This is a genomic window from Sphingobium olei (assembly GCF_042678845.1).
GTDB classification, from domain to species: Bacteria; Pseudomonadota; Alphaproteobacteria; order Sphingomonadales; family Sphingomonadaceae; genus Sphingobium; species Sphingobium olei.
Genome location: NZ_JBHTLS010000009.1, coordinates 37850 through 60940, shown reverse-complemented (window position 1 = coordinate 60940; position 23091 = coordinate 37850). Strand labels below are relative to the sequence as shown.

At 63.1% G+C, this 23091-nt stretch carries 23 protein-coding genes and 1 tRNA gene; 7 read left to right on the top strand and 17 right to left on the bottom strand.

The features are described from left to right. Window positions 1-220 precede the first annotated feature (220 nt). Complete coding sequence (gene ettA / locus ACFQ24_RS02270) at window positions 221-1906, bottom strand: energy-dependent translational throttle protein EttA (RefSeq protein WP_380908792.1); 1686 nt, start codon at window positions 1904-1906, stop codon at window positions 221-223. Between the two features lie 113 nt (window positions 1907-2019). Here ettA and ACFQ24_RS02265 point away from each other — a divergent pair, with 113 nt between their 5' ends. Both ACFQ24_RS02265 and ACFQ24_RS02260 read left to right on the top strand, forming a co-directional pair. Beyond that, window positions 2020-3393, top strand: a complete 1374-nt coding sequence (locus tag ACFQ24_RS02265; RefSeq protein WP_380908790.1) for a M28 family peptidase — start codon at window positions 2020-2022, stop codon at window positions 3391-3393. A 156-nt stretch (window positions 3394-3549) separates the two neighbouring features. Then, window positions 3550-3762: a hypothetical protein gene (locus ACFQ24_RS02260; protein WP_380908788.1), complete on the top strand. Its 213-nt coding sequence runs from the start codon at window positions 3550-3552 to the stop codon at window positions 3760-3762. 79 nt (window positions 3763-3841) lie between these two features. Here ACFQ24_RS02260 and ACFQ24_RS02255 read toward each other — a convergent pair whose 3' ends face one another. Then, a complete protein-coding gene (locus tag ACFQ24_RS02255; RefSeq protein WP_380908786.1) occupies window positions 3842-4150 on the bottom strand; it encodes a hypothetical protein in 309 nt (102 codons plus the stop codon). Between the two features lie 159 nt (window positions 4151-4309). Between ACFQ24_RS02255 and ACFQ24_RS02250 the strand changes: the two genes are divergently transcribed. From ACFQ24_RS02250 to ACFQ24_RS02240, 3 genes are all read left to right on the top strand, one after another. Next, window positions 4310-4386: transfer RNA gene (locus ACFQ24_RS02250), tRNA-Pro, on the top strand. A 158-nt stretch (window positions 4387-4544) separates the two neighbouring features. Beyond that, a complete protein-coding gene (locus ACFQ24_RS02245) occupies window positions 4545-5798 on the top strand; it encodes a tyrosine-type recombinase/integrase (RefSeq protein ID WP_380908784.1) in 1254 nt (417 codons plus the stop codon). A 19-nt stretch (window positions 5799-5817) separates the two neighbouring features. Next, the gene (locus ACFQ24_RS02240; RefSeq protein WP_380908783.1) at window positions 5818-6540 is read left to right on the top strand and encodes a hypothetical protein; all 723 of its coding nucleotides are present in this window, start codon (window positions 5818-5820) and stop codon (window positions 6538-6540) included. A gap of 172 nt (window positions 6541-6712) precedes the next feature. Here the strand turns inward: ACFQ24_RS02240 and ACFQ24_RS02235 are convergent, their stop codons facing one another. The 4 genes from ACFQ24_RS02235 to ACFQ24_RS02220 all read right to left on the bottom strand — a co-directional run bounded on the left by ACFQ24_RS02235 (window position 6713) and on the right by ACFQ24_RS02220 (window position 10122). After that, the gene (locus tag ACFQ24_RS02235) at window positions 6713-7528 is read right to left on the bottom strand and encodes a DNA adenine methylase (protein WP_380909036.1); all 816 of its coding nucleotides are present in this window, start codon (window positions 7526-7528) and stop codon (window positions 6713-6715) included. A 90-nt stretch (window positions 7529-7618) separates the two neighbouring features. Then, window positions 7619-8557 (bottom strand): DNA cytosine methyltransferase, encoded by a 939-nt coding sequence (locus ACFQ24_RS02230; RefSeq protein WP_380908781.1) that lies wholly within the window; start codon window positions 8555-8557, stop codon window positions 7619-7621. Further along, window positions 8520-8735, bottom strand: a complete 216-nt coding sequence (locus ACFQ24_RS02225; protein WP_380908779.1) for a Com family DNA-binding transcriptional regulator — start codon at window positions 8733-8735, stop codon at window positions 8520-8522. Before ACFQ24_RS02225 ends, ACFQ24_RS02230 begins: the two co-directional genes overlap by 38 nt. A gap of 163 nt (window positions 8736-8898) precedes the next feature. Then, window positions 8899-10122, bottom strand: a complete 1224-nt coding sequence (locus ACFQ24_RS02220) for a tyrosine-type recombinase/integrase (RefSeq protein WP_380908777.1) — start codon at window positions 10120-10122, stop codon at window positions 8899-8901. A gap of 38 nt (window positions 10123-10160) precedes the next feature. Here ACFQ24_RS02220 and ACFQ24_RS02215 point away from each other — a divergent pair, with 38 nt between their 5' ends. After that, complete coding sequence (locus tag ACFQ24_RS02215; RefSeq protein WP_380908776.1) at window positions 10161-10364, top strand: hypothetical protein; 204 nt, start codon at window positions 10161-10163, stop codon at window positions 10362-10364. Window positions 10365-10528: 164 nt separating this feature from the next. Here the strand turns inward: ACFQ24_RS02215 and ACFQ24_RS02210 are convergent, their stop codons facing one another. Further along, complete coding sequence (locus ACFQ24_RS02210; protein WP_380908774.1) at window positions 10529-12433, bottom strand: acyltransferase family protein; 1905 nt, start codon at window positions 12431-12433, stop codon at window positions 10529-10531. A 115-nt stretch (window positions 12434-12548) separates the two neighbouring features. On the opposite strand from ACFQ24_RS02210, the gene ACFQ24_RS02205 reads away from it, so the two are divergent. Further along, window positions 12549-13370 carry a polysaccharide deacetylase family protein gene (locus ACFQ24_RS02205; RefSeq protein WP_380908772.1) on the top strand — a complete coding sequence of 274 codons (822 nt, stop codon included), beginning with the start codon at window positions 12549-12551 and terminating at the stop codon, window positions 13368-13370. A gap of 15 nt (window positions 13371-13385) precedes the next feature. Here the strand turns inward: ACFQ24_RS02205 and ACFQ24_RS02200 are convergent, their stop codons facing one another. The 10 genes from ACFQ24_RS02200 to ACFQ24_RS02155 form a co-directional block, all read right to left on the bottom strand. After that, window positions 13386-15410 (bottom strand): hypothetical protein, encoded by a 2025-nt coding sequence (locus ACFQ24_RS02200; protein ID WP_380908770.1) that lies wholly within the window; start codon window positions 15408-15410, stop codon window positions 13386-13388. Between the two features lie 15 nt (window positions 15411-15425). After that, complete coding sequence (locus ACFQ24_RS02195) at window positions 15426-15680, bottom strand: hypothetical protein (protein WP_380908768.1); 255 nt, start codon at window positions 15678-15680, stop codon at window positions 15426-15428. Further along, a complete protein-coding gene (locus tag ACFQ24_RS02190; protein WP_380908766.1) occupies window positions 15677-15850 on the bottom strand; it encodes a hypothetical protein in 174 nt (57 codons plus the stop codon). The genes ACFQ24_RS02195 and ACFQ24_RS02190 overlap by 4 nt, the downstream gene beginning before the upstream one ends. Further along, on the bottom strand, window positions 15847-16422 hold the full coding sequence (locus ACFQ24_RS02185; RefSeq protein ID WP_380908764.1) for a glycoside hydrolase family 108 protein: 576 nt from the start codon (window positions 16420-16422) through the stop codon (window positions 15847-15849). The genes ACFQ24_RS02190 and ACFQ24_RS02185 overlap by 4 nt, the downstream gene beginning before the upstream one ends. A 7-nt stretch (window positions 16423-16429) precedes the next feature. Further along, entirely contained in the window at window positions 16430-16609 is a 180-nt protein-coding gene (locus ACFQ24_RS02180) for a hypothetical protein (RefSeq protein ID WP_380908762.1), read from the bottom strand. 61 nt (window positions 16610-16670) lie between these two features. Continuing rightward, entirely contained in the window at window positions 16671-19007 is a 2337-nt protein-coding gene (locus ACFQ24_RS02175; protein WP_380908761.1) for a hypothetical protein, read from the bottom strand. Continuing rightward, window positions 19004-19177 carry a hypothetical protein gene (locus tag ACFQ24_RS02170; protein ID WP_380908759.1) on the bottom strand — a complete coding sequence of 58 codons (174 nt, stop codon included), beginning with the start codon at window positions 19175-19177 and terminating at the stop codon, window positions 19004-19006. The genes ACFQ24_RS02175 and ACFQ24_RS02170 overlap by 4 nt, the downstream gene beginning before the upstream one ends. Continuing rightward, window positions 19177-22020, bottom strand: coding sequence for a hypothetical protein (locus ACFQ24_RS02165; protein ID WP_380908757.1), 2844 nt, complete (start codon window positions 22018-22020; stop codon window positions 19177-19179). Before ACFQ24_RS02165 ends, ACFQ24_RS02170 begins: the two co-directional genes overlap by 1 nt. Then, window positions 22021-22440 (bottom strand): DUF6950 family protein, encoded by a 420-nt coding sequence (locus ACFQ24_RS02160; protein WP_380908755.1) that lies wholly within the window; start codon window positions 22438-22440, stop codon window positions 22021-22023. Further along, window positions 22437-23081: a hypothetical protein gene (locus tag ACFQ24_RS02155; protein ID WP_380908753.1), complete on the bottom strand. Its 645-nt coding sequence runs from the start codon at window positions 23079-23081 to the stop codon at window positions 22437-22439. The genes ACFQ24_RS02160 and ACFQ24_RS02155 overlap by 4 nt, the downstream gene beginning before the upstream one ends. Window positions 23082-23091 lie beyond the last annotated feature (10 nt).

The following is a 23091-nucleotide window of genomic DNA, read 5'->3' as shown; positions in this document are numbered from 1 at the left end:
GGCTCAGCAAAGCCGCGCTCGGAGCGCCACCTGAACGATGCCGTCCGCATCACGCATCTAAGTCGGGCCGAAAAAAAGGCCGATCCCAAGGGGACCGGCCTGAAAGTTTTTAGGAGAGGATGCCTGAAAGGCCCGCTCCTTATGAAATGTTAGCGCCACCATCGCAAGTGCGAAATAGCTTCTCGCAGTTGCAAAGATTGCAACCGGCCCAAGAAGACCGTCAGCGCGTCAGTTTTTTGTAGGCCAGACGGGTCGGGCGATCCGCGGCATCGCCCAGGCGGCGGCGCTTGTCCTCCTCATACATTTCGAAATTGCCCTCGAACCACTCGACATGGCTGTCGCCTTCGAACGCCAGGATGTGCGTAGCCAGACGATCCAGGAAGAAGCGGTCGTGGCTGATGACCACGGCGCAGCCGGCGAAATTCTCGATGGCTTCTTCCAGCGCCGCCAGCGTCTCGACGTCGAGGTCGTTGGTCGGTTCGTCGAGCAGCAGGACGTTGCCGCCTTTCTTCAGCATCTTGGCGATGTGAACGCGGTTGCGCTCACCGCCCGACAGCTTGCCGACATTCTTCTGCTGGTCCTGCCCCTTGAAGTTGAAGGCGCCCACATAAGCGCGCGTCGACATGTCATGGCCGTTGACCTTGACGTAATCGAGTCCGTCCGAAACCTCTTCCCAGACATTCTTCGACGGATCGAGGTGATCGCGGCTTTGGTCGACATAGCCCAAGCGCACCGTAGACCCGATGTCGATCTCGCCCGAATCAGGGGTTTCTTGGCCCGTGATGAGCTTGAACAAGGTCGATTTGCCCGCGCCGTTCGGCCCGATCACGCCGACGATGCCGCCGGGCGGCAGCATGAACGACAGATTCTCGAACAGCAGCTTGTCGCCATAGGCCTTGCTGATGTTCCTCGCTTCGATCACCTTGCCGCCAAGCCGCTCGGGCACCTGGATGACGATCTGCGCTTTGCCCGGCGTGCGGTTTTCCTGGGAAGCGACCAGCTGCTCGAACTTGGCGATGCGCGCCTTGGACTTGGTCTGGCGACCCTTGGGCCCCTGCCGAATCCATTCCAGCTCGTCCTTGATCGCCTTCTGACGGCCCGACTCCTCGCGCGCTTCCTGCTCCAGCCGCTGAGCCTTCTTTTCCAGATAGGTGGAGTAATTGCCTTCGTAGGGGAAATATTTGCCCCGATCGAGTTCGAGGATCCAGCCCACGACATTGTCGAGAAAGTAGCGGTCGTGGGTGATCATCAGCACCGCGCCGGCATATTCCTTCAGGTGATTTTCCAGCCATGTGACGCTTTCGGCATCGAGGTGGTTGGTCGGTTCGTCTAGCAGCAGGATATCAGGCTTCTGGATCAGCAGGCGGGTGAGCGCAATCCGGCGCTTTTCACCGCCCGACAGATTATCGACCGCCCAGTCCGACGGCGGGCAGCGCAGTGCTTCCATCGCGATTTCGAGCTGATTGTCGAGCGTCCACCCGTCAGCGGCGTCGATCGCCTCCTGCAGCGTGCCCATCTCTTCCATCAGCGCGTCGAAATCCACGTCCTCGGGCGGATCGGCCATGATCATGCTGATTTCGTTGAAGCGATCCAGCTTGTCCGCCATCGCGCGCGCCCCGTCCTTGACGTTCTCCAGCACGGTCTTGGTCGGGTCGAGCTGCGGCTCCTGCGGCAGGTAGCCGACGGTGATGTTCTCGCCAGGCCAGGCTTCGCCGGTGAAATCGGTGTCGATGCCGCCCATGATCTTCATGAGCGTGGACTTGCCCGCGCCGTTGGGGCCGACGATGCCGATCTTGGCGCCGCGGTAGAATTGCAGGTTGATGTTGGAGAGCACCGGCTTCTGGGCGCCGGGAAAGCTCTTCGTCATGTTCTTCATGACATAGGCATATTGCGATGAGGCGGACATGGGTGCGCGCAGCTCCGAAAGTCAGGTAGGGAAAGTCGGGTCGAAAATTCGCGCCGGGTTAGCGGACGCGGAACATATTGGCAAATGGGGGCTGCGCCGCTACCCCTCAACCCATGCAGAAAATCCGATCGGGCACGCTGGCCGCCCTCGCCCTTGGCAGCATCGTCATTCCCACCGCCGTTCAGGCCGCCCCGCCGCGCAGCGACGCGATTCGGGAAGCCGCCCTGCGGGACGATGTCGCCTACGCCTTCACGGAGGGGCTGACTACCGAGATCGGTCCCCGACCCGCTGGCACGCCGCAGGAAGCGCGCGCCCGCGACTGGGCGGTGGCCAAGCTCAAGGCGCTGGGCTTCAGCAATGTGCGCGCCGAACCCTATGTGATGCCGGTCTGGTTGCGGGGGCGCGACGAAGCCAAAATCCTTTCACCCTTCCCGCAGAATCTCGTGCTCGCAGCACTCGGCAACAGCGGCTCCACGCCTGAAAAGGGGATCGAGGGCGAAGTCGTCTATTTCCCCAGCATCGCCGATCTGGAAGCCGCGCCCGCGTCAGCGCTCAAGGGCAAGATCGTCTTCGTCGATCATGGCATGAAGGCGACGCAGGACGGCTCCTCCTACGGCTATTTCGGCGCCGCCCGCCGGCAGGGGCCAAGCATCGCGTCGAAGAAGGGCGCCATCGCTATCCTCATCCGCTCGATCGGCACCGACCATCATCGCGTGCCGCACACCGGCGTCCAGATGTGGGCAGAGGGCGCTACGCCGATCCCCGCGGCAGCCTTGTCCGTGCCCGACGCGGAACAACTCGCCCGCATCATGGGTCGGGGCAAGCCGGTACGGGTGCATCTGACGCTGACATCCAGAATGTTGAAGGATCAGCCGTCGGGCAATGTCATCGCCGAAATTCCGGGCAGCGATCCTGCGGCCGGGATCGTCGTCGCCGCCTGCCACCTGGATAGCTGGGATCAGGGCACCGGCGCCATCGACGACGCGACGGGGTGCGGCATCGCCGCCGCGTCCGCGCTTCAGGTCGCGAAGGCCGGACAGCCGCGCCGCACCATACGCGTGCTGATGGCGGGCGCGGAGGAAGTGGGCGGCGACGGCGCGCGCGCCTATTTCAAGGCGCACGGGACGGAAAAGCACGCGCTCGCACTGGAGTCGGATTTCGGCGCTGACCGCATCTGGCGCGTCGATTTCAAACTGCCGCAGGGTCATGCGGCGCTCGGCACCCGGATCGCCCAGGCGCTTGCGCCACTGGGCGTCGGCACGGGCAGCCAGCCTGCCGGCGGCGGCGCTGACATCGCGCCGCTGGTGAACGCCGGTGTGCCGGTCATCGATCTGCAACAGGACGGCACCCGCTACTTCGACCTGCACCACACGCCCGACGACACACTGGACAAGGTCGATCCGGAACAACTGCGGCAGAATGTCGCCGCCTGGGCGGTGACGCTGGACATGGTAGCCAATGCATCGGAAACATTAGGCGTTAACTGAACTTGTCTTGTAGACAACATTCCGTCGCGTGATTCCATCGTTTCACCGGCACAGAAAAGCATTGATTTGTGCAGCGCACACGTTAATGCGGGTCGCTCGCGTAGGGCCTCGGAATGATGGGCCAGACGCGGCATAATGCTATGGGAGCCGCACACAATGAAGAAGATCGCAGTTGTTTTCGCTTCGGCCAGCCTGATGGCGCTCGCCGCTTGCGGTGAGAAGCCGGCCAACGAGACCGCGAACGCTTCGAACGCCGTCGTCGAGAACGTCGTCGACAACGCCGTCAATGCCGCCAACGCTGCTGACAATGCCGCGAACGCCGCCAACAGCGCTGCGAACGTTGCCGCCAACAGCGCGAACGCGATGTAATCTTCGCTTCGGCGAATATTCAAAAAGGGCGGGTCGCACCATGCGGCCCGCCCTTTTCATATGTCCGCGCCGGGCGCAGTCAGGCTGTCAGAGGCGAAGACAGGGACAGCGGGGTCGAATGCGGGACAGCCCTCGTCCTTGCGCGGTTCGTCAGCCTGGGGTCGCCAACGGAGATCAGCGCGTAAGGCTGCCTCCCATCCGGTTCGCCGCGCAGGATCGGCAGCCCAAGCAAGGTTGAGCCGTTCAAACCTGCTTCGCCGGCCATCAGCGCGAGGCAGCGATCCGTCACCAGCCAGCCAGCGGGAAAAAGCCCCGCCTCCACGCCATCGTCCAATGCGGCCTGTATTTGCGCAATCAGCCGCCTGGACCGCTTGATCTTACCGAACATGCCTGCCTCATCCTCATGAGTCGTTCGTCGGGATGGTGCCGTTGACACAATCCAATGTCTACTCATTTGATTGAGATTCGCGACGACCGGCATTTAATATGCGAGCGACGGAGAAGCGGCGTTGCGTTATCCGTCTCCAGACCCTAAGGGACCAGCGGCCGGGGAGTAGCGCAGTCTGGTAGCGCGCCTGCTTTGGGAGCAGGATGTCGCAGGTTCGAATCCTGTCTCCCCGACCACCTACCCTTGCCATGGCCTGCCATGGCTTCTCACTTGAGCCAAAAATCGGCGGATAAGCGCGATTTAGGGTTGCCATGCCTTCTCATACATTCTCTTACAAGCTCATGGCATGGGAAGACATCAGGGGGGCATTGGGTTTGGGCACGGGAGTCATCGGTTGCTGACGGACGCGGCCTGCCGCACCAGCAAGCCGGGCGAATCCGATTACAAGCTGACCGACGCGCAGGGGCTGCACCTCTACGTCACCAGGACCGGCTACAAAAGCTGGAGGCTGGCATACAGCTTCCTCGGCAAGAAGAAGCGGATCGTCTTCGGCCCCTACCCGGCCATCTCGCTCAGGGAAGCGCGGGAAATGCGCGACGACGCGCGGCGTCTGCTGGCGCGTGGCATCGACCCAGCGATCGACAAGCATCAGAAGAAGGCGGCCGCGCTGGCGGCGTCGGAGACGACCGTCGAGATCGTGGCCCGCGCCTGGTATCAGGAACGATCGGGCATGTGGAGCCGATCGCATTCCGACCGGACACTCAACATGCTGGAGCGCGAGGTGTTCGCGTCGATCGGCGGCCTGCCGATCACGGCCATCACACGGCCGATGATTGTGCAGCAAGTCAAGAAGATCGAGGCGCGTGGCGCGCTGGAAATGGCGCGGCGGTATCGCACCACGCTTTCATCGGTGTTCGACTATGCGCGGGGGATGGGCTTCGCACTGGACAACCCGGCGGCGGACGAAATCCCGGTGAAGGTCGCGCCGCTGAAGCGGCATCCCGCGCTGACTCAGATCGAGCAGTTGCGCGCCATGCTCTGGAAGATCGAAAATGCTTCCGGGCATCCGATCGCCAAGCTCGCCTCACGGCTAACGGCGCTGACAGCCGTGAGGCCCGGCGTGGTGCAGGCGACACCATGGGCGGAATTCTCGGACATGGACCGCGCCGATCCGATCTGGAGGATTCCGGCTGCCCGGATGAAGCTGACGGTGCAGGAGAAGCTGAACAGCCTGATGGAGCATCCGGTACCGTTGGCGCGGCAGGCGGTGGAACTGCTGGACACACTGAAGCTGCTCACGGGACATTCGCCCTACGCTTTTTGCAGCCCGAACAGCCCGCAAAAGCACATCAGCGACGTGTCCGTCTCAAAACTCTACCGGCAGGCCGGGTTCGCCGATCAGCACGTCCCTCATGGATGGCGCAGCGCCTTCTCGACGATCATGAACGAGATCGCCATGAAGGAGGAGCGGCCGGGCGACCGCGTCGTCATCGACCTGATGCTCGCCCACCGGCAGCGCGGTATCGAACCGATCTACAATCGCTCCGCTTACATGAAGCGTCGCGCCGAGATCGCGCAGGAATGGGCCGACCTGCTGCTTCTCGGCTTTCCCCCGGTTTCGTCCATTCTCATGACGCCGCGCAAGTAACGCGGCGGGAGGCACGCGCATGAGCGCCGCCTCCATCGCGCGAGATACGCGCAGGCTCATCAGGGATGCCGGCGGCAAGCTGGGCGGCAAACGCCGCGGCGCCGATCCGGTCTGGCGGCATAGCTTCGACGTGGACAGCCGCCAGGCGGACGTCTTCCGCCCGATCGCCGATGGGACCAAGGCCGGTGGCCTTGCCTGGGCTGACGATTACCTTCGCCTCGCGAAGGAATATGATCTCGTCCACAAGAAGAAGGGCGAGCGCAGCCCCCTCATGGCGAACGGCATTCGCGTGCTCGAGGTGCTGCTCCGCGAATTTCTCGACTTCAAGACCGGGCAACTGGACCCGGCGATCACCGCGCTGATGAAGCGTACGGCCCTTTCAAAGAATGCGGTGGTCGATGCGCTCAAGCGGCTGCGCGAACATGGCTTCCTGGATTGGGTCCGACGAAGCGAGAAGACGACCAACGTCGGTGAGGCCGGCCCCCAGCGCATGCAGGCGACCAACGCCTATCATTTCGACATCGGCCGCCTCGGCCGCGCAGTCGGTGACGCTGGCAAGGCCGTCAAGGCGCGCTTCCTGAACCTCAGAGAGGCCCGCCGCCGTCGCGCGGCTAAAGCCCCGGTCCCTGCCAACCCCACGCCCCACGCGGCTCCTGCGGCCGAAAAACCCACCGATCCCGCGCTGGAGGCGGCCCTCAAACGGGTCGAAGCCGCGGGAGAGGCGCGAGTTTGGAAATCATGATGTTTACCCTCACAGGGGTTTAAGAGGATAAGGAATGGCCTAGTCGGCCATACTACGGCGCACCCTTTGCTCTGCACTTTGGCACCCCCCGCTCTCCTTGGCAGCGGGGGACGGGGAGGCTTTGGCCTCCCCGCTTGGCTCCCCAGGGGGACCAAGAGGTCGGGACGGTCCTTTACCCGCCCAGGACAGCCCCGGCGGCTTCGTCGAGCGGAAAATTGGCGATCAGGAGCTCGCCCGCGCGCGTCGCATTTGTGCCGGAGGCGACGGTGTAGGTCACACCGACGCCGCGCATGTGGAACGGCGAAAAGACCGCGCGCGCGCCGGGCGTGTCGTTGATGGAGAGAAGGAACTTGCCGCGGATGCCGAGCAGCTGCTCGGCCAGGCGCTCGAAGTCGGCCCGATCGAAGACGCCGGCACCATAATCCTCCTCGCAGTTCCAATATGGCGGGTCGAGATAGAACAACATGCCGGCGCGGTCATAGCGCCGGATGAAGTCGCCATAGGGCAGCCGCTCGATGACGACCGGCTGAAGCCGGTCACGGATCGCCGCGAGCGTGGCGCGCAGCCGCGCGAGATTGAACCGGGCCGGCGATGTCGTCGAGACGCCGAAGTTGCGCCCGACGACCTTGCCGCCGAACGCCAGGCGCTGGAGATACAGGAAACGCGCGGCGCGCTCGACATCGGTGAGGGAGGCTGGGTCGATCGACTTCAGCCGGTCGAATTCCTCGCGGCTCGCCGGCAGCCAGTCGAGCTCGTCGACGAGCGCCTGATAGTGACGGCGCACCACGCGGAAAAGCGTGGTCACGTCGCCGGAAATATCGTTGATCGCTTCGAAGCGCGGGCGCGCAGCGCGTCGGAAGAAAATGCCGCCCATGCCGACAAACGGCTCGGCATAGCCGTCATGATCGACGGACTGGATGATCGCGCAGACCCGGCGGGCCAGGTTGCGCTTGCCGCCTAGATAACCGGCGGCAGGAGATACGGGCATGACGTTGGTAAGGGACAATGAAGTTGCCTCATTCGGCCGCTCAACCGGCGGTCTGAGTGCGGGCTCGGTGGCCTCGTCGGAAATCCTTATTCAGGGGGCCGCTGCGCGGCCGAGGTGAGCAGCTGAGAGAGTCTTCCACGCGACAGCTGCAGCCAGGCTGCAAACCCCGTTGCCGGCCGCCCGGGATCGCTCCACCCGATCGGCCACCCCATCATCTGATCGGAGAAGCGCGGGTTGGAGGTCAGGTCGGCGATGAAGGATCCTGTCCCACTCCTGAAACTCACCCGGACCCGGGGGGAAGATGCGGTCGATCTGGCGGCAGGCGTCCAGCCCAGCGCCTTCATCGTCAACCACAGCGACGTCCAGCTGCGCGCCGACGTGCTGAGGCCGAACTGTCCACCACTCCCCATCGAGCAGTCGAAAGGCCCCGTCATTGTCAGCGCCTGGTCCGCAATCACCAGATCCGGAAAATATCCCCCGTCGCTCGCCGTTGGCGTGGGCCAGCAGGAAGACCCGCCGGCGCACATGGCTTGCGCCCGCTTCTCTCGCCGAGAACATGCCTGCCTTTGGTGTGTAGCCCATGCCGCGAAGCTCTGCGGCGACGTCGGCAAGTCCCAGGCTGATATGTCCCTCGACATTTTCGCAGAACACCCATTCTGGTTGCACCTCGTCGACGATGCGGGCGACTTCGGGCCACAGGTGCCGGGGATCTTCTTCCCCTCGCCTTGCGCCGGCGAAGCTGAAGGGCTGGCATGGATAGCCGGCAGAGACGATATGAACGCGGCCGCGCCATGGTCGGCCGTCGAAGGATTTAAGATCGTCCCAAATAGGCGCTGGTGCCAGGGACGCGTCTTCCATCCTCGCCACGAGAGTGGCCGCCGCATGAGCTTCCCGCTCGACGAAAGCCACAGTGCGATATCCGGGCTCTGCGATATGCAGGCCGAGATCGAGGCCTGCATATCCTGCGCAGAGAGAGATGCCGCGAAGGTCGTTAGGTTCGGTACGTAGATCCACAATGTTCAGCTCCAAACGGTCGCTCCGCCGGCGATCTTGGAGGGCTCATGGGCCTGAAGCAGTTGAAAGAGCCGCAGCGGCGGCACTTGATCTCGATTGTGCCGGCGATCGCGTCGACAGCGGACTTGAAAAGCAATGCGCGGCACGCGGCGCATTTGTTTGAAATGCAGGCAGAATCGTTTGACGAATGCATGGAGGCTCTCCACAAGCCCGCCACCCGTATGCGCGGGTGCGGGACGGCCAGTCGGCCAGCTGTGTCGTGGCGAGCTCTGTTCTCGTCGGTTTCCGGTCTAGACCACCGGCAACCCCCGCTCCCGGCGCCGATCGGCGCCATGCGCGGCAGGAAACACGTTAAATCATGTGATCAGCATTTCTCCCCAGCGCGCCAGCAGGCTGCGGCGTTGGCCGAGCATCTGCGCGCGGTTGTAGGCAGCTTCGCTTTCGCTGGTCACGCCCTTGAGGGCATGGCCCAGCACCAGGTCGATCGCGGATCGCTCCGCCGGGAAGCGCTCATTCATCACCGTGGAGAAGGCGGCGCGCCATCCATGGGGAACGTGCCGGCCTTCGAAGCCTGCCCGCTTGTAGAGCCGACCGATTGCCGCCTCGTTAATCGGGAAGATCACATGCGAAGAATGGGTATCATACCCATTGTCGCGGACGGACTTCAGCACCGCCACGGCTTCAGCGCTGAGCGGTACCAGATGGTCGTTCGCGGAATCGGACTTCCTCGCCAGCTTCAGCTTCATGCGCGCCGCCGGAATGCGCCACAGCGGTGCGTCTCCGTCTAGATCCTCGATCTCGCCCCAGGTTGCGCCGATCAGCGCCCCCAAGCGGACAGCCGTCAGGGCAAGAAAGCGCGAACCCAGGCGCACGATCGGCGGCCCGCCAGCGCGCTCGCATGCGGCAAGCAGCGCGTGCAAATTTGCAAGATCCGTGAGGGCCGGCTGCCGGCGGGCTATCGGCGTCGGCCGAAGCGCGCGCGAGACGAGGCCGGCGGGATCCTGCTCGACCAGGCCCTCGGCTATGCCAAAGGAAAAGACGGCCGAGATCCGCTGGCGGATTCGGCGCGCCGTCTCGATCGATCCGCGCGCCTCGACGTCACGCAGGATCTGCAGCACCGCCGGCGCGCCGATCGCGCCGATCGGCAACGCGCCCAATTCGGGGAAGACGTCGCGCGCCAGGCTGTCGATGACGTCGGCCGCGTGGCGCGCAGTCCAGCGCTCCAGCTGCACCGCATGCCATTCCCGCGCCACCGATTCGAACGTGCGAATTTGCACGGCGACTTTCCGGATCGATGGATCCACGCCCTGGGCGACGAGCCCCCTCGCCTCCTCGGCGCGATCGCGCGCGTCGACCAGCTGCAGGTCCGGCCACTGGCCGAGGGTGAGCAGCTTCTCGCGTCCGCCCATCCGGTACCGGAGACGCCAGCTTTTCAGGCCGTTGGGCTTCACGAACAGGAACAGCCCGCGCTCGTCGAATTTCTTATAGGCGCGCGACGACGGCCGCGCGGCTTTCACCGCGGCGTTGGAGAGGGCCATAGGGGCTCCGTTTAAGTTTCTGGACTTGATTTGCGGGCGCAAACGACCGCAGTACCGACCCGATTTGAGAGGTCGGAACGATGCAGATTTATGGCTACCAGGGCGGCACTCAGCGCATTGTCGCGATCGTCCAGGGGAAGCGCAAAGTGATCGCTTGGGGCGATGATATCACCGAGGCGGAGTTAGCGCCTTTCCGACAGGAGTACGGCTGTGCCTGGATCGAGCGGGTCACCGATGAGGAAAGTGAGCGGGCAGCCTTCCCCACCTTTGGGGGGCGGGCCTGACGACGGACAACCCCTCCGTCGACTAATCCGGCAAAACCCCGGATAATCGTGATTTTTGAAGCGTGCCGCGTGGGGCAGGTACCCCACGCGATACCCCTGATATTCTGGTGAGGCTCTTCGAATTCGAGCGACGCCCCGGAGCTATTCTCCGTAGGTGCCGAGAGCTAAAGAACTGTACCGAACAGGGGTGCTAGTTTGGGTGCGACCAACTCCGCCCCTTCGTAACTCAAATGATTGCTCTCGGACATCAGCGGCTTCAGATTGCCATAGACCATGCAACCTTTGCCGTGGCCCGCACAAAGCACTTCCATCGGATCGACAAATGCTCCCGCTGGCACGATTTTGCTGGCGGCACGGTTCCACTCGCCGTCATACTTGGGCGGCAAGGCGAAATCCTGCGCTTCACCGTGCGTTAGGCCTTCGATGCGCTGGTAGAGTAGAGGCATATTGTTAAAGTCATATTCTGGGTTGTCACCCACCAGCGCGACCGTCACCCCTTTTGCTCTAAGCTGCGCAATTGTAGCCTTCAGCATTTCGAGGCTGGTCTGCCCACCCTCCATCATCGGCCGCCAGTGACCGAACATTACGACACGCTTGACCCCATAGGTCTTGATGATGTCAGGTACGCGGTCGTTGCCTGGACGGCAGTAAGGCCGGTCATTCACCGTGACACCGAAGATTGGCGGGCATCCGGCCGTAGCGTACATGAGAATGCTGCCGACCGCCTTGGGCGCGATGATCTCTTTGATTGCCCGGCGGTACTGGTAGGCGTGTGAATCCCCCCAGACAAGCGTGACTGGACCGCTCTTCCGTGACAGGAAGCAGCGATCTTCCTCCCAATGTAGAGCGCCCTCCTTGACCAGGCAGACAGGTTCGCCGGGAAGCGGCTTGTCGGCGCGGGCAATCGCTGGAGCAGAGCTATCGAACCTTTGGGGCACGCCAGCCGTGACGAACAGTGCAAGCCCGAAAGCCCCGAACGCGGCGATGCCCGCGCCCGCTCCAACGAAAATTGCCTTCTTCTTCACGCGTTCTCGGGATCGGAAAGGACGTTCCACAAAACGCCAAGACAGTACTGCCGCGGCGAAGGTACCTGCGGCAACGCCCGCCATCATTCCTGGCGACAATGTCAGGGTCAGATAGAAGTAGCGCGTAAAGACGATCAGCGGCCAGTGCCAGAGGTACAAGGAATAAGAGATCAGGCCGATGAACAGGACTGGTTGGACGGATAGCACGCGCGCCGCGAGCGTGTTGGAGTGAGACGCCCCAGCATGGATAACCAGAGCAGCCCCCAGGCAGGGCCATAGAGCGTTCAAGCCGGGAAAGCTGCTCTCCTCCGTCAGAAGGAACACGGACGCCACGATCATCGCGAGCCCTGCGGCCGATGCGACCTGCGCTGACGTATTGCTCCGAATGGCCGGCACTGCCCCTTGGGCGACGAGCGCGCCCAACAACAACTCCCAAGCACGGCTTGGAAGCAGGTAATACGCAGCGCTCGGCGCCAGCTTCACCATGGCGATGCTGACCACGAAAGACAGTACCGCGAGACCGAGCGTCCATGGGATGAAGCGCGCCTTGGCATAGCGCATCACGCCCCACAGAAAGATGGGGAGCACGATATAATACTGCTCCTCCACAGCCAGCGACCAGGTGTGAAGCAAAGGCTTCAACTCGGCCGCACCAGCGAAATAATCCGTCTGAAGCCAGAAGAGGATGTTCGAGGAGAATGCTGCGACGGCGACGGCGCTGGACCCGACGTCCTTGTAATCGTCGGGCAGGAACATGATCCAGCCAGCGAGCAACGTGAACGCGACCATGACGAACAGGGCTGGCAGGATGCGTCGCGAGCGGCGCTCATAGAAGTCGATGAGCGAAAACTGCCGGGCCGCGATATCCTTCTGGATGCCGGCGCTGATGAGGTAGCCGGAGATGACGAAGAAAACGTCGACCCCGACGAAGCCGCCACTGAACTGCGTCAGGCCAAGATGAAAAAGGATTACCGGAACGACTGCGACGGCACGAAGACCGTCAATGTCCGACCGATAGCTGATGCCGTGCGGTTTTTCGCCCACTTATGCCCCCGTCGCGCCTATATCGCGGTTGAAACCGATCCCCCTCGGCCGCGATTCGCGCTAATCTATAAGGATTGCCACGTCCCTGCATCATAGCTTTGATCCGGAACCGTAGATGAAGATTAAGTGGTTCATTTTAGGATTTGGTGCTGCTTCGGTTGCCATTGCTGTTGCAGCGGCGGTGCGTCACAGGTGCGAGGGTTTTTCGTGGCCCGGTGGCGCGTCGGCCGCAGTGGTTCTCACCTATGACGATGGCTTGCCATCCCAGATGATGAACGTTGTGCCGGCGCTCGACCAACTTGGCCTCAAAGCTACCTTCTTTCTGATCGACGTGCCTGACAGCCGGCTGTCCGCTTGGCGGGCCATCGCCAAGCGCGGGCACGAGATTGGCAACCACACTCGATTTCACCCGTGCCCCACTGGCTACACGCCTGCTGTCCCCGGGCACTTCACCGACAACTATCCCGTCTCGGAAATGATTGGCGAGATAGGCGATCAGGAGAGAAGGCTTGCGAAGATCGACGGCAAGCCGAAGCATAGCTTCGCTGCTCCTTGTGGGAACTGGATAAGCGGCGGCAAAGACTATCTTGAGCCCTTGCGGCACACAGGCATGGTCACATCCGGTCGAGGAGTAGCGGCATCTTCCAGCGCGGCGCAGATTTGTCGCTCATCATTCGACCGAATGGATGTTCCCGGTAGGGTTTTTGCCGAGACGTCGAGCGCCGGAAGGATGATCGAGTACATCGAAGAGGCCGAACGCAATCACGGGCTCGCTGTGCTCGTCTTCCACGGCGTTGGCGGCGATCACAGTCAGACGAGCCTTGCAGCGCATGACGATCTGCTTCGTTGGCTGGGGCAGCATCAACGAGATCTGTGGATCACCACCTTCTCGCAGGCCACTGCAGCGGCGTCGAAGCAGGCGACCCGCCCCCGATAAGGAGCGGGCCGCTGATTACGCCGCTCGCGTGAGTAGCTTCCAGTCTGGAGAGGCTGGCTGGCCGACGTTGATATACTCGTTTCCGTTGGCGACATCGGTGAACTTCGAGCCGACCGGCGTCTTGCCAAGGCCCGTCGCCTTGAACGTCAGATTGACGCCGTTGGCCGTGGCGGTCGCTGGCGCGTCCAGCGTAACCGTCCCCGCACCGACCGACTGGACGCGCGCGCCGCCGCGCACATTGTTGCCTTGCGCCGTCATCCCGACCACGATGCCGGCAGTGCTGCTGAGACCGCTGATGACAGAGCTATCCAGCGACGTATTGCCGGTCGCCGCGATCGACGCGTTCCCGCTTACCGGAGCGGTCTCAGCCTTGATATCATAGCGACCGCCCCATCCCATCTTCGCGCCGATGCTCTCGTCCCAGAACTCGACGTTGCAGCGCGGCCCGGTGTCGTTTGCCTTTAGGCCCGCGCCGGTGAACAGGGGGCCAGTGATCTTGTCCGCCCGGCCTCGAATCGTGTTGCTTGCTTCGAGATAGGTGCCGATCTGGGCGACCTCATTGATCGAGAAGACCGCGCCGCTGTTCCGACTTCCGTTCGACACCTCCAAGTCGAAAGTGCAGTTTCGGGAATAGGCCAGCGTAGCCAAGCGTTGCGTGCCGGTGCTGGATGCTCCGCGGTCGATGAATTTGGCTCGGATGGTGCAGCTGTCATTCATCTGCCCCTGGCCGCTCGATTGCGCGCCGATGCGCAGCGGTGCGCCCAGCGGGCTGACATAGGCTGTGTTCCCGGTGGCGAAGAAGGACGTGATCGTCAGATCGATGCTGCTGCACCGGTCCATTCGCAAATCAGCGTCCCGGCTGCTGTCGGTCACGACCTTGTCGCACTGCATCGAGCCGACGGCGAACAGATTGACCGCTGTCCCGCAAAGGACCGTGTTCAGAATGTTCCCGCGAATGTCGTTCGCAAAGTAGGTGTGGAATCCGAAGTATCCGCCGACGACTTGAATTTCATTGAAGGTGTGATTGAGGCCGAAGTAGCCGATCGCAAACTTGCTACCGAACGTCGCGTCGCCCGACTGCATCCCGCCGCCATGCGTCCGCAGCTTGTGGATGTACGTATCGCCCGTGAGGTTCTTCAGCGGACGATAGGTGCCGTTTTGATAGTCGGCCTCCCACGCTGCGACGACAGAGGCGCCAACGCCGGTTCCCCCGGTAAGATTGTGCGAGAAATCTCCGGTGAAGACGTTGAAGCCATTGGCAGCCGTCCAGATCGCCTTCTGGATCTGAAGAGGGAAACCATACGCTCCCTTGTCCTCCAGCGTAAGACCAGTGATCTTGCCCGAACCATCTACGGAAGAGACGGTTAGCTTCGCGCCGATATACGGCGCGGGCAGTCCGATCGCCGTGTAGACCGTGTCGCCGACCGTGTAGCCGGTGCCGCCATCATTGATCGTGACCGAGGCAACGTTCCAGTTCTTACCTACCGCGACACCGACGCCAGCGAGGTTCGTGTCACTATTGGAAAGATAGAGGTTGAGGTTGTCGATCATGCCGACAGACGACATGATGATCGCGGGGCGATAGCTGTTGCTCAGGCTGTCCTGATAGGTGCCATCCCAGCTTGTCGAGATCGTGCCACCAGCGGGACATTGGCGTACGACCTTGCCCCGAAAATCGACCTCCACATAGGGCGGGATGACCAGCGCATCCCTGAGGCCGTAATAGCCGACGGGGAAGACGGCACGCACCGCCGCCCGGAACATCAGGTTATTCAGGCCGGTGCCGCCCAGCGCGAGCGCAACCAAGTGGCAGGAATTGAGGAATTCCTGCATGAGCGGCGCGCACTGCAGGCTCGGCGTGTTGCCAGGATCGCTGCTTTCATAGTGCAGTTCGCGCAGAATAAGCCGGGCCTCGGGCGTGAGAACCGAGCGCGTGGGCATGACGAGATCACGCGGCGCTTGCTGGAAGAGGGATTTGCGGGCGGCAGGCGGAGCCTTGCCTTTAAGCGCCAAGGCCAGGGCAGCGATGTCGAGTCCCATATTGAAACTCCTTCCTCAGATCAGCGTGACGGACATCGCGCCCACGCCAGTCACCCACAGGTGATCGGTGTTCGCGTAGCTGGCGCCGTTAGGATTGAGGGCGTCACCCTCGTTCAGGGTGGCGGGCTTGGGGCCGCCGTGGACGATCCGCGCTCCGGTGGCGGACAGGTAGCGGACCACCACGTCGGCGTTCGCCGTGGATGGATAGACCGCGCACACATCCGTCCAGTCGGCGGAGGTAAGCGCGATGTTGGCAAGGCTGGTGGTCATGATGCCTCCGGAGTTTTAGAGACGGGGTCGGCCGACGCGATGGGCGCCGGATCGGGATCTGTGCGGGCGCGCGTTCCTGCGCGCGTGAGGCGGCCGAGGGCATCCTGCAGGGCCGCGGTGACGAGCGTGGTGCCGACCCACTTCAGGATCGGCTTCAGGGGGATTTTCATGCGCATTTCTCCAGAGGGACGTTGCCGATGCGATTGTTGATCCAGCCGCGGTGGAAGACCTTGAGGCGAGGGTTGACCCGGACGAGCCGGTCGTATTCGGCCAGCTGCTTCGCATCGAGGCGGGGGATCATGGCGAGGCACAGCAGCGTGCGCTGGCAGCGAGCGAAGCCGGCGATCGTCGCTGGTCCGACCTTCCCGTCCACCTTCAGCTTCACGGTCGGGCAGATCTCATTGATCGATTCCTGGAAGAACCGACCCGGTCGCGCCGGGCCCATGTTCACCGTCGTGTCGAAGAGCTCCTGAGCGACCGCGACATCCAGCTTGAGCAGCGGCTCGTAGCCCGGGCCAATAAGGTAATTCTCATAATAGATGCTGTGCACCACCTCGTCGGGAATGGTGCGCATCGGCCCGGTATAGCCGTAGGACACAGCCTCCTTCTTGGTGACCCCTTTGTTCGTCTCGCCGCCTGGGTCGCGCTTGTCGTTAACGTAGCCGCCTTCCAGCCCGATGGTGGACGCAATGATGCTCAACACCGCGGCCGAGACTGCGGCGGCAATCTTGCCCTTGCTCATGATGATGTCAGTCCTTTCGCCCGGTCAGGCGCTTGACGGTTTCGGTTTCCCAGATGCGGATTGCTGTCCAGATGATCGTCATGCCGGCGGCGATCGACGGCAGCATGTTGGCGATGGTGCCGACCAGGACGCCGAAGGAAAGGCCGTCCGCGACGTACCGCGCCGCGTCGTGATCATGAATGTTCATGGATGGATCCGGACATGAAAAAGGCGGCCGCTGGCCGCCGGGAAAGGCTTGGCTGAGGTGACTACCAGGTGCTTCCGACCGACTTGCGCACCCATGTGTCCTTGGCGGTGCAGGTATATTCCCATCCGCCACCGACCGCATACATCCCAGGAAGCCCCGGCGCATTGTATGCGGATGGCACGGGAACTTTCAGCATGACGGTGTCCCCGTCGCCGCCCCAGGTCGGATCGGTGAAGTTGAGCTTCATCATGCCATCAGCGTCCATCCAGAGCTTGCGCCCGCCGACGAAGCCCAGCGGATTTTGCCAGTCGCCTCGGATGTTGAACCTGCCGGCGAGGAAATTCCACGCGCGGGTCACGCCGTTGAATTGCGCCACCAGATCGGCTGTGCCGCTCGGCTTGAAAGCCAGCATGACGAAGCCGTATCGATCGCCAGCAGGCACCCCCACGAAAAGGCGGGGCTGTTCAAAAGACCCGTTCCAGAAGTCGATAAAGGCGGCCTGATCGATGCCGGAAACAAAATGCTGCGCCAGGGAGCCGGTGCCGTCGCCAACCTGAATGCCCGGCGTCTGGAAGCCGCCGTTGCCATTGCCCCATTCTTCCAGCCGGGCGGCATTCTGCGACTCTGTTTCGAACATCTTGTCGGACGTGAAATCGCGGAAGCCCGAATAGCCGGTAATCTTGACCGGCTGACTCATCGCGCCGACCAGCCGCGCGAGGCTGGCCGTGCCATAATGCGGAATGATCGCGGCGGGCGGGTCGGTCGGGCCGGGGCCGGGGATCACCACCACGCGATTGTCCTCGACATTGGGTGCCGTGATGATGACCGGCCCGCGCCCACCCTCCAATTGGTAGACCGGAGCTGGCGCGGCCTCCAGCCCGATATTCTTGACCTTGCCGCCGCCATACTGGCCGCTGGTATGCTGGAGCCGCCAGGCGCCGGATCGTGGCCCCTCGATCTGATTGTCACGCTCTACGATATTTTCGTAACGGTAGATATGGCCGCCATATCCGGCGATGTCGGCCTTGACCTTGTTGCCGGTGATGCGGCAGCCGGACAGGTCATCCGCATTGTTGTTCGCATAGAAGCGGATGGCGTGCGGGGTGATGAGGTTGAAGTAGGCGGGATATTCCTCGGCTTCCGACAAATCCTCGTAGATCAGCGTTTCGATGTCGTTGCCGTGGACAATCGTGTCGCGATGCCCATAGCATTCCAGCATCCCTTGCCGGACACGGTTGTAAAGGACGTTATGCCCACGGGAGAGCGCGGTGGTCGTGGGCTGGAACGACCCCAGCGATACGGCCCGGCGATAGCGCGCGAGGAAGGTGCGGCCGTAGGCATCGGGGATAGGGTTGCCCTTCGCGTCGTGACCGTAGGCGATCGGGCAATAGCCGCCGCTGAAATCGACATCATTATGGGCAATCGTGACATCGGTCGTTTCGTCGTTCGTGTGGTGCCGCTCGACATCGACGAAGGCGACATAATAGCCGTCGCCTCGCGCCTTGTTATACTGCACCGAAGAGCCGCCCCATGTCGTCGGCAGGAAGACGCCGCCATGATAGCAGTCTTCGAAGTCGTTGAACCATGCCTGGGCATTTTCCACACCGTGATAGCGGGGATAGGTGATTCCGGCGATGCCCGCCCATGTCGTCTGGCCGAGCGCCAGGCCATAGCCCAACACCCGCTTGAATTCGCATCCGGCCGCGCGAATGTTACGCCCGCGCCAGATCGAAACCGCATGGGCGATTTGCGTCACGTCCCAGGGCGTGTCCGAACTGGTGTCGACCTTTTGTGCATAATTGTCGAAGGAATAGCGTTCCTTCAGGTCGATGATGTTGGGGTCGATCTGTCGCCACCCGCCATCGAACCTCAAACCGATCAGGTCGATGTCCGTCAGAATTTCATCATCGGCATAGCGCTGCATGAAGAAGCCCGGCGGGTTGGTGCGCCCTTCGGTCAGCTTCAGCGTCGCGCCATTGGAGCGGATCGACACGCCGCTGCGCAGCTTCATCATGGCCCGCCGCCACTCGCCGTCCTCTTCCGGGTAATAGAGGCCCTCATGCTCGAAGACGTAGGGCGTTTCCTTGCGCGGTATCCACACATCCTTGCGATCGTCGAATGCGGCTTCCAGCGCCATCTGGATGCGCTCCGCCGGCTCCGACAGATAAAGCCAGTTGTCAGTGCTGTAGTCCCGCGCGGACTTGGCCGTCACCTTCAGCAATGCCGGGGACGGCACCGGAATGGTTGTGCCATCGGGCATTTTGAAGGGGTAATTGCCGTCAGCGTTCGGCCCGCCCGTCGCGGTGCCCATGGCCCATGACGCCAGATCGGTCAGCAGCTGGCGAAACCGGCCGATGACCTCGATCATCTGGTTCACCGCCTCGGCGAGCGTCGTCATGCGATCGGCTCCAGTTGGCCGTCCACCACGCGATGCGTGCTGTCATAGTCGAAGCGATATTCCTCCACCTCCAGCCAGGCGACGCCCATAGCCTCAAGGTTCTCGCGTCGCCCCGAATAGGTCTGGAGAATTGCGCCCGTCTCTGGATCGTAGATGACAGCAGTCAGCATCAGTAACTTACCTGAACTTCAAGCGTGCGATAGCTGAGGGAGACGACGGAGGGCGCGGCCCACAGCACATCCACCGTGTAGGTGCCCGCAGGCATCGGCCGCCAACCGACCATAGTGACGACATCCTGCGTTTTCTGTCCGCCTCCGGGGAACACGACAGCGCCATCAATGCGGAGATGCATGTTCCATGTGTCGTCGCCGGAAGGGAAACTTTGGGCCACGCTGACCGAGGCGCGGACCCATCCCGGCTTTGCCAGCGTCACCGGCATGGAAAGGATCGTCTGATAATTGGAGACGCCGGTTCCGGTGATGGTGGACGATGCGGTCACGCCCTCGCCGCCATTCAGCGTGTAACGCGACCCGATCTCGATCGTGTCGACCCGCGCGCGCGGGATGACCAGCACGTCTTCGGTTTCGTCATAGCCGAAGATGAATGTTCCGTCGGGACGCAGCCACTCCACCGCGTCCCATATGTAGGTGGCTTTGCCGACCGTTCCGTCATTGACGCTGTAGTTTCCGACAATATGGCCAGCGGCGTTCGACACCTGCATGGATTTAACCAGCACATTGCCATGCTCATCGACCGTGGCCGATGTAAGGTCGGTGTAAGCGCCCTCGATATCACCGAAGCGCGCGGAAACGCCCTCGACATATTGGGCAAAGCTCATCGTCGACGTGACCTTCGCCGATGAGAGGTTTAGCGTCAGCGCGCCGCCCGGCCCGAACACGGCCCCCAATTGCACTAGCCGTTCGACGGCCGCTTGCTTCTCGTCCTGAAACTCCGCCTTGAACTCCGTGATAACGGTGCCAATCGCTTTGCCTTCGAGCGTCGTCCGCAACATCATGATCTGGTCGCGCGTCTCGGTCAGGATCGACAGATCGTGCCAGTTGAAGCTGTTGAGATTCATGTCCTGCTGGATGACGTCGAAGTCATCCTTGATCTGATCCACATCGTCGCCGATCGTGGTCAGCCGTCCGGTTCCCGTCGTGACCGTGCCGATCACGGCATAGTCGCCATCGATCGTCCCGACCCGATAACCGGCTCGCACCTCATAGACCGTGGTGGACTCGAGCGGCGATATGACGTGCAGGATCTGACCCGTCGCCGACAGGATCGCCGGACGGCTCCAAGCCTCGTCTCCCGCTTTGCGATATTCGAGCAGGATCGCGTCGGCCGACGGCATTTCGCTCGCTCCGACCACGATGATCGCCGGCAGCCCCTCGCCCGTCGTCGCGCCGGTGACGGCCCAACCCGATGCCGCCGGCACCGGCGGCTTCAGGTCCGGAGCGGTGAGCGTGAAAGGCGGCGGCGGTGTAGTCGTGCGGCCCAGCGCGAAATCATGCTTGCTGTGCGTCTCGGTGTCGCCGGCGAACATGATCTTGCCGGTCGCAGGATCCGGCGATGCCTTGGAGATGAGCATGGGCTGGTTGACCAGCCCCTCTTCCGGCACGTTCAGGTTGACGACGTCGCCGGTCTTGATGCCGATCCATTCGGGACCGGTCGACCAGGTGAACGGCCCGGCCTCCCGGCTGTTGACGATATCGTAGGCGGCAAGCTCCGCCGGCTGCTTCGCTTCCTCGCCGGCGAACACCTGGACCAGCGGATAATCGATCTCCTTGGTCCGTGGCCCGCGATCGGCCGTCACATAGTCCGCGACCCCCACGCTGGTACCGGAGATCATGGCCCAATCGCTGGCCTCGTCCACAAATCGCGGAATGACCGTGTTGAAGCGATCGCGCCGGCTCTTCGTGACATTCAGCTGCAGCTTGTCGAGAAGGTGGCGGCTCTCGATCGTCGCGATCGCCGTGCGCGGCGCCGAGACGAGGCAGCCGATCATCCCCCGCGACTTGGTCGGCCGCGCGCCGCCCGCCTGCAGGATCCGCTTCATCGTGGCCCACTTGCTGTCCGTGGTCCATTCGACGCCGCCGACCTTCCAGCCATTGGCGTCGCAGATGTTGGCGCACTCGACGAATTCAGCGACGCGGATGTTGGCGATCGGCGCGCCGATGCCGCACGTCCGCTTGCCATTCTGCCAGCGGCCAAGCGCCCAGGTCAGCGCGTGGAGGCCCGGATTCTGCGACCACACATAGGTGCTCTCGTCGAGCGCGCGGCACGACCCGGAGCCGCCGGGGTAGGTGCTATCGAGCCGGGGATCATAGACCCGCACCCATTTGCCGATCCACGCGGGCTCCGGAGCGCCGGCGCCGTACATCTCTCCGTCTTTGTTGAAGCGGAGGCCCCACATCGCGTGGGTGATGCCCGAAAGCCGGTGTTGGCTGGTCCAGCCCGGCGGAGCGCCGCCGTTCAGCGACAGGTCGATGGCGGTGGCCTGCGGTCCCCCGAGGTGGACCTTCTGCGCCATATAGTTGCGATAGGTGCCGATCGCGTTGCCACCGGCGTCGAACGTCACGACGACGTTATCGGCCTTGAAGGTCTCGATCTGCTCGATCTGTCCGCCGATGCTGAGCAGCGCGCCGAACCAGAGCAAGTCGCTGGCCTTGGTGTAGCCAGGCGTGTTGCTGGTCGCGGCGAAGAAGCGCAGCCCCGACATCCGCGTCCGCCCCATCGCATAGGGCAGGCCGCTTTGCGGGTTGGTGGCGAAGGTGGTTGCATTGCCCTGGACCGTGGGCCCCGGCATGGTCGCCTGCGCGGCGATCGACAGCGCGCCGGCGGCAAGACTGGCGTAGGTGCCGATGGCAGCCAGCGTGCCGGCGGACACGCCCGCGACCGATGCCGTGCCTGCCATCGCCGGCGCCAGCGCCCCGGCGGCCGCACCCGCGGTTACTGCGACGAGGGCGACCGCGCCCACGACGAACGCGGCGGTGCGAAGCGTCTTGGACATCTAGAGCACACTCCAGGCGCGCAGGATCTTCTCGGGCTGCAGGGTGACCAGGCCGGGATGGTCCTGATGGAAGCCGAAGAGGTTGCCGTTGCCGGCGTAGAGACAGATCGTCCCGATCGGGTTGTCGCCCTCGAGCTCGGCCAGGTCACCCAGCAGCATGCGCGCCGGCGCGATCGGCGTCAGGCCGATGCCGTCCGCCATCTCCGCAAGGGTCGAATAGCCCAGGCGGCGGAGCGCACGCTTGGCGCCGAGCGGCGTCTTGTACCCGCCCGCCTTGGCAATGCGGATGACGTGCCCCAGCTGGCCGAGGTGGAAGGCGGCGATCTTTGCGCAATCGACGCGGCCCCAGGCGAATTCCTGATCGCGGTACCGGGCCATGGTCGCCTCGATCGCGGCGTGGCGCTGCTGAAGCGGGGTCATCGACGCTGCACCGCATTGCCTGCGGCGATCGCCGCGCCGGCGGCCGACCATCCGCGCGCCGTCTGGCCCGCCGGCGGCTTCACGCCCCAATAGAGATTGACGTCCGTCCCGGTCATGAACTCGAGCCCGAGCTCGCCGGGATAAATGGACTGATGAAAGCCGTTGGAGGCTCGCTGCCCCTCTTCCGTCTCGAACAGCCGTTCGAACACGCTCACGACGGTGTAGGACAGCGTGCGCTTGCCCTCCCCGTCCACCTCGATCGTGGGAACATCGATCTCGCCCAGGAACAGGATCTCGGGCGTGCCGATGACCGCGCCGCTCAGCGTATCGACCGCGCCGACCATCACCGTCACTATACTGCCCTGCATTTCCGGATGGGCGAGCTCGGCCGTGGCACTGAGATCGGGCGGGAAGAGGCCGATCGTCACCTCGGGCGCGCTATCGTCCAGTTCCTCGCTCAGTTCCGAAATGCTGGCGAGCGTGCCGAAGGTCGGATCCATGCCCACATAGATCTCGCCGCCGATCTGCAGCTGGGCAGATCCGTCGAGCAGGCGCAGCGTATAGTCCGGGAACTCGATCTTTATGGCGCCAAAGAGCGTCGGCGCCGGCTGTGCCAGCGCCGCTTTCAGGGCAGCGTCCAAGGAATATCTC

Excerpts from the sequence above, each read along its gene's own strand:
- ettA (WP_380908792.1), bottom strand. The coding sequence starts at position 1,906 with ATGTCCGCCTCATCGCAATATGCCTATGTCATGAAGAACATGACGAAG.
- ACFQ24_RS02265 (WP_380908790.1), top strand. The coding sequence starts at position 2,020 with ATGCAGAAAATCCGATCGGGCACGCTGGCCGCCCTCGCCCTTGGCAGC.
- ACFQ24_RS02260 (WP_380908788.1), top strand. The coding sequence starts at position 3,550 with ATGAAGAAGATCGCAGTTGTTTTCGCTTCGGCCAGCCTGATGGCGCTC.
- ACFQ24_RS02255 (WP_380908786.1), bottom strand. The coding sequence starts at position 4,150 with ATGTTCGGTAAGATCAAGCGGTCCAGGCGGCTGATTGCGCAAATACAG.
- ACFQ24_RS02240 (WP_380908783.1), top strand. The coding sequence starts at position 5,818 with ATGAGCGCCGCCTCCATCGCGCGAGATACGCGCAGGCTCATCAGGGAT.
- ACFQ24_RS02235 (WP_380909036.1), bottom strand. The coding sequence starts at position 7,528 with ATGCCCGTATCTCCTGCCGCCGGTTATCTAGGCGGCAAGCGCAACCTG.
- ACFQ24_RS02225 (WP_380908779.1), bottom strand. The coding sequence starts at position 8,735 with ATGCATTCGTCAAACGATTCTGCCTGCATTTCAAACAAATGCGCCGCG.
- ACFQ24_RS02215 (WP_380908776.1), top strand. The coding sequence starts at position 10,161 with ATGCAGATTTATGGCTACCAGGGCGGCACTCAGCGCATTGTCGCGATC.
- ACFQ24_RS02205 (WP_380908772.1), top strand. The coding sequence starts at position 12,549 with ATGAAGATTAAGTGGTTCATTTTAGGATTTGGTGCTGCTTCGGTTGCC.
- ACFQ24_RS02200 (WP_380908770.1), bottom strand. The coding sequence starts at position 15,410 with ATGGGACTCGACATCGCTGCCCTGGCCTTGGCGCTTAAAGGCAAGGCT.
- ACFQ24_RS02195 (WP_380908768.1), bottom strand. The coding sequence starts at position 15,680 with ATGACCACCAGCCTTGCCAACATCGCGCTTACCTCCGCCGACTGGACG.
- ACFQ24_RS02190 (WP_380908766.1), bottom strand. The coding sequence starts at position 15,850 with ATGAAAATCCCCCTGAAGCCGATCCTGAAGTGGGTCGGCACCACGCTC.
- ACFQ24_RS02185 (WP_380908764.1), bottom strand. The coding sequence starts at position 16,422 with ATGAGCAAGGGCAAGATTGCCGCCGCAGTCTCGGCCGCGGTGTTGAGC.
- ACFQ24_RS02180 (WP_380908762.1), bottom strand. The coding sequence starts at position 16,609 with ATGAACATTCATGATCACGACGCGGCGCGGTACGTCGCGGACGGCCTT.
- ACFQ24_RS02175 (WP_380908761.1), bottom strand. The coding sequence starts at position 19,007 with ATGACGACGCTCGCCGAGGCGGTGAACCAGATGATCGAGGTCATCGGC.
- ACFQ24_RS02170 (WP_380908759.1), bottom strand. The coding sequence starts at position 19,177 with ATGCTGACTGCTGTCATCTACGATCCAGAGACGGGCGCAATTCTCCAG.
- ACFQ24_RS02165 (WP_380908757.1), bottom strand. The coding sequence starts at position 22,020 with ATGTCCAAGACGCTTCGCACCGCCGCGTTCGTCGTGGGCGCGGTCGCC.
- ACFQ24_RS02160 (WP_380908755.1), bottom strand. The coding sequence starts at position 22,440 with ATGACCCCGCTTCAGCAGCGCCACGCCGCGATCGAGGCGACCATGGCC.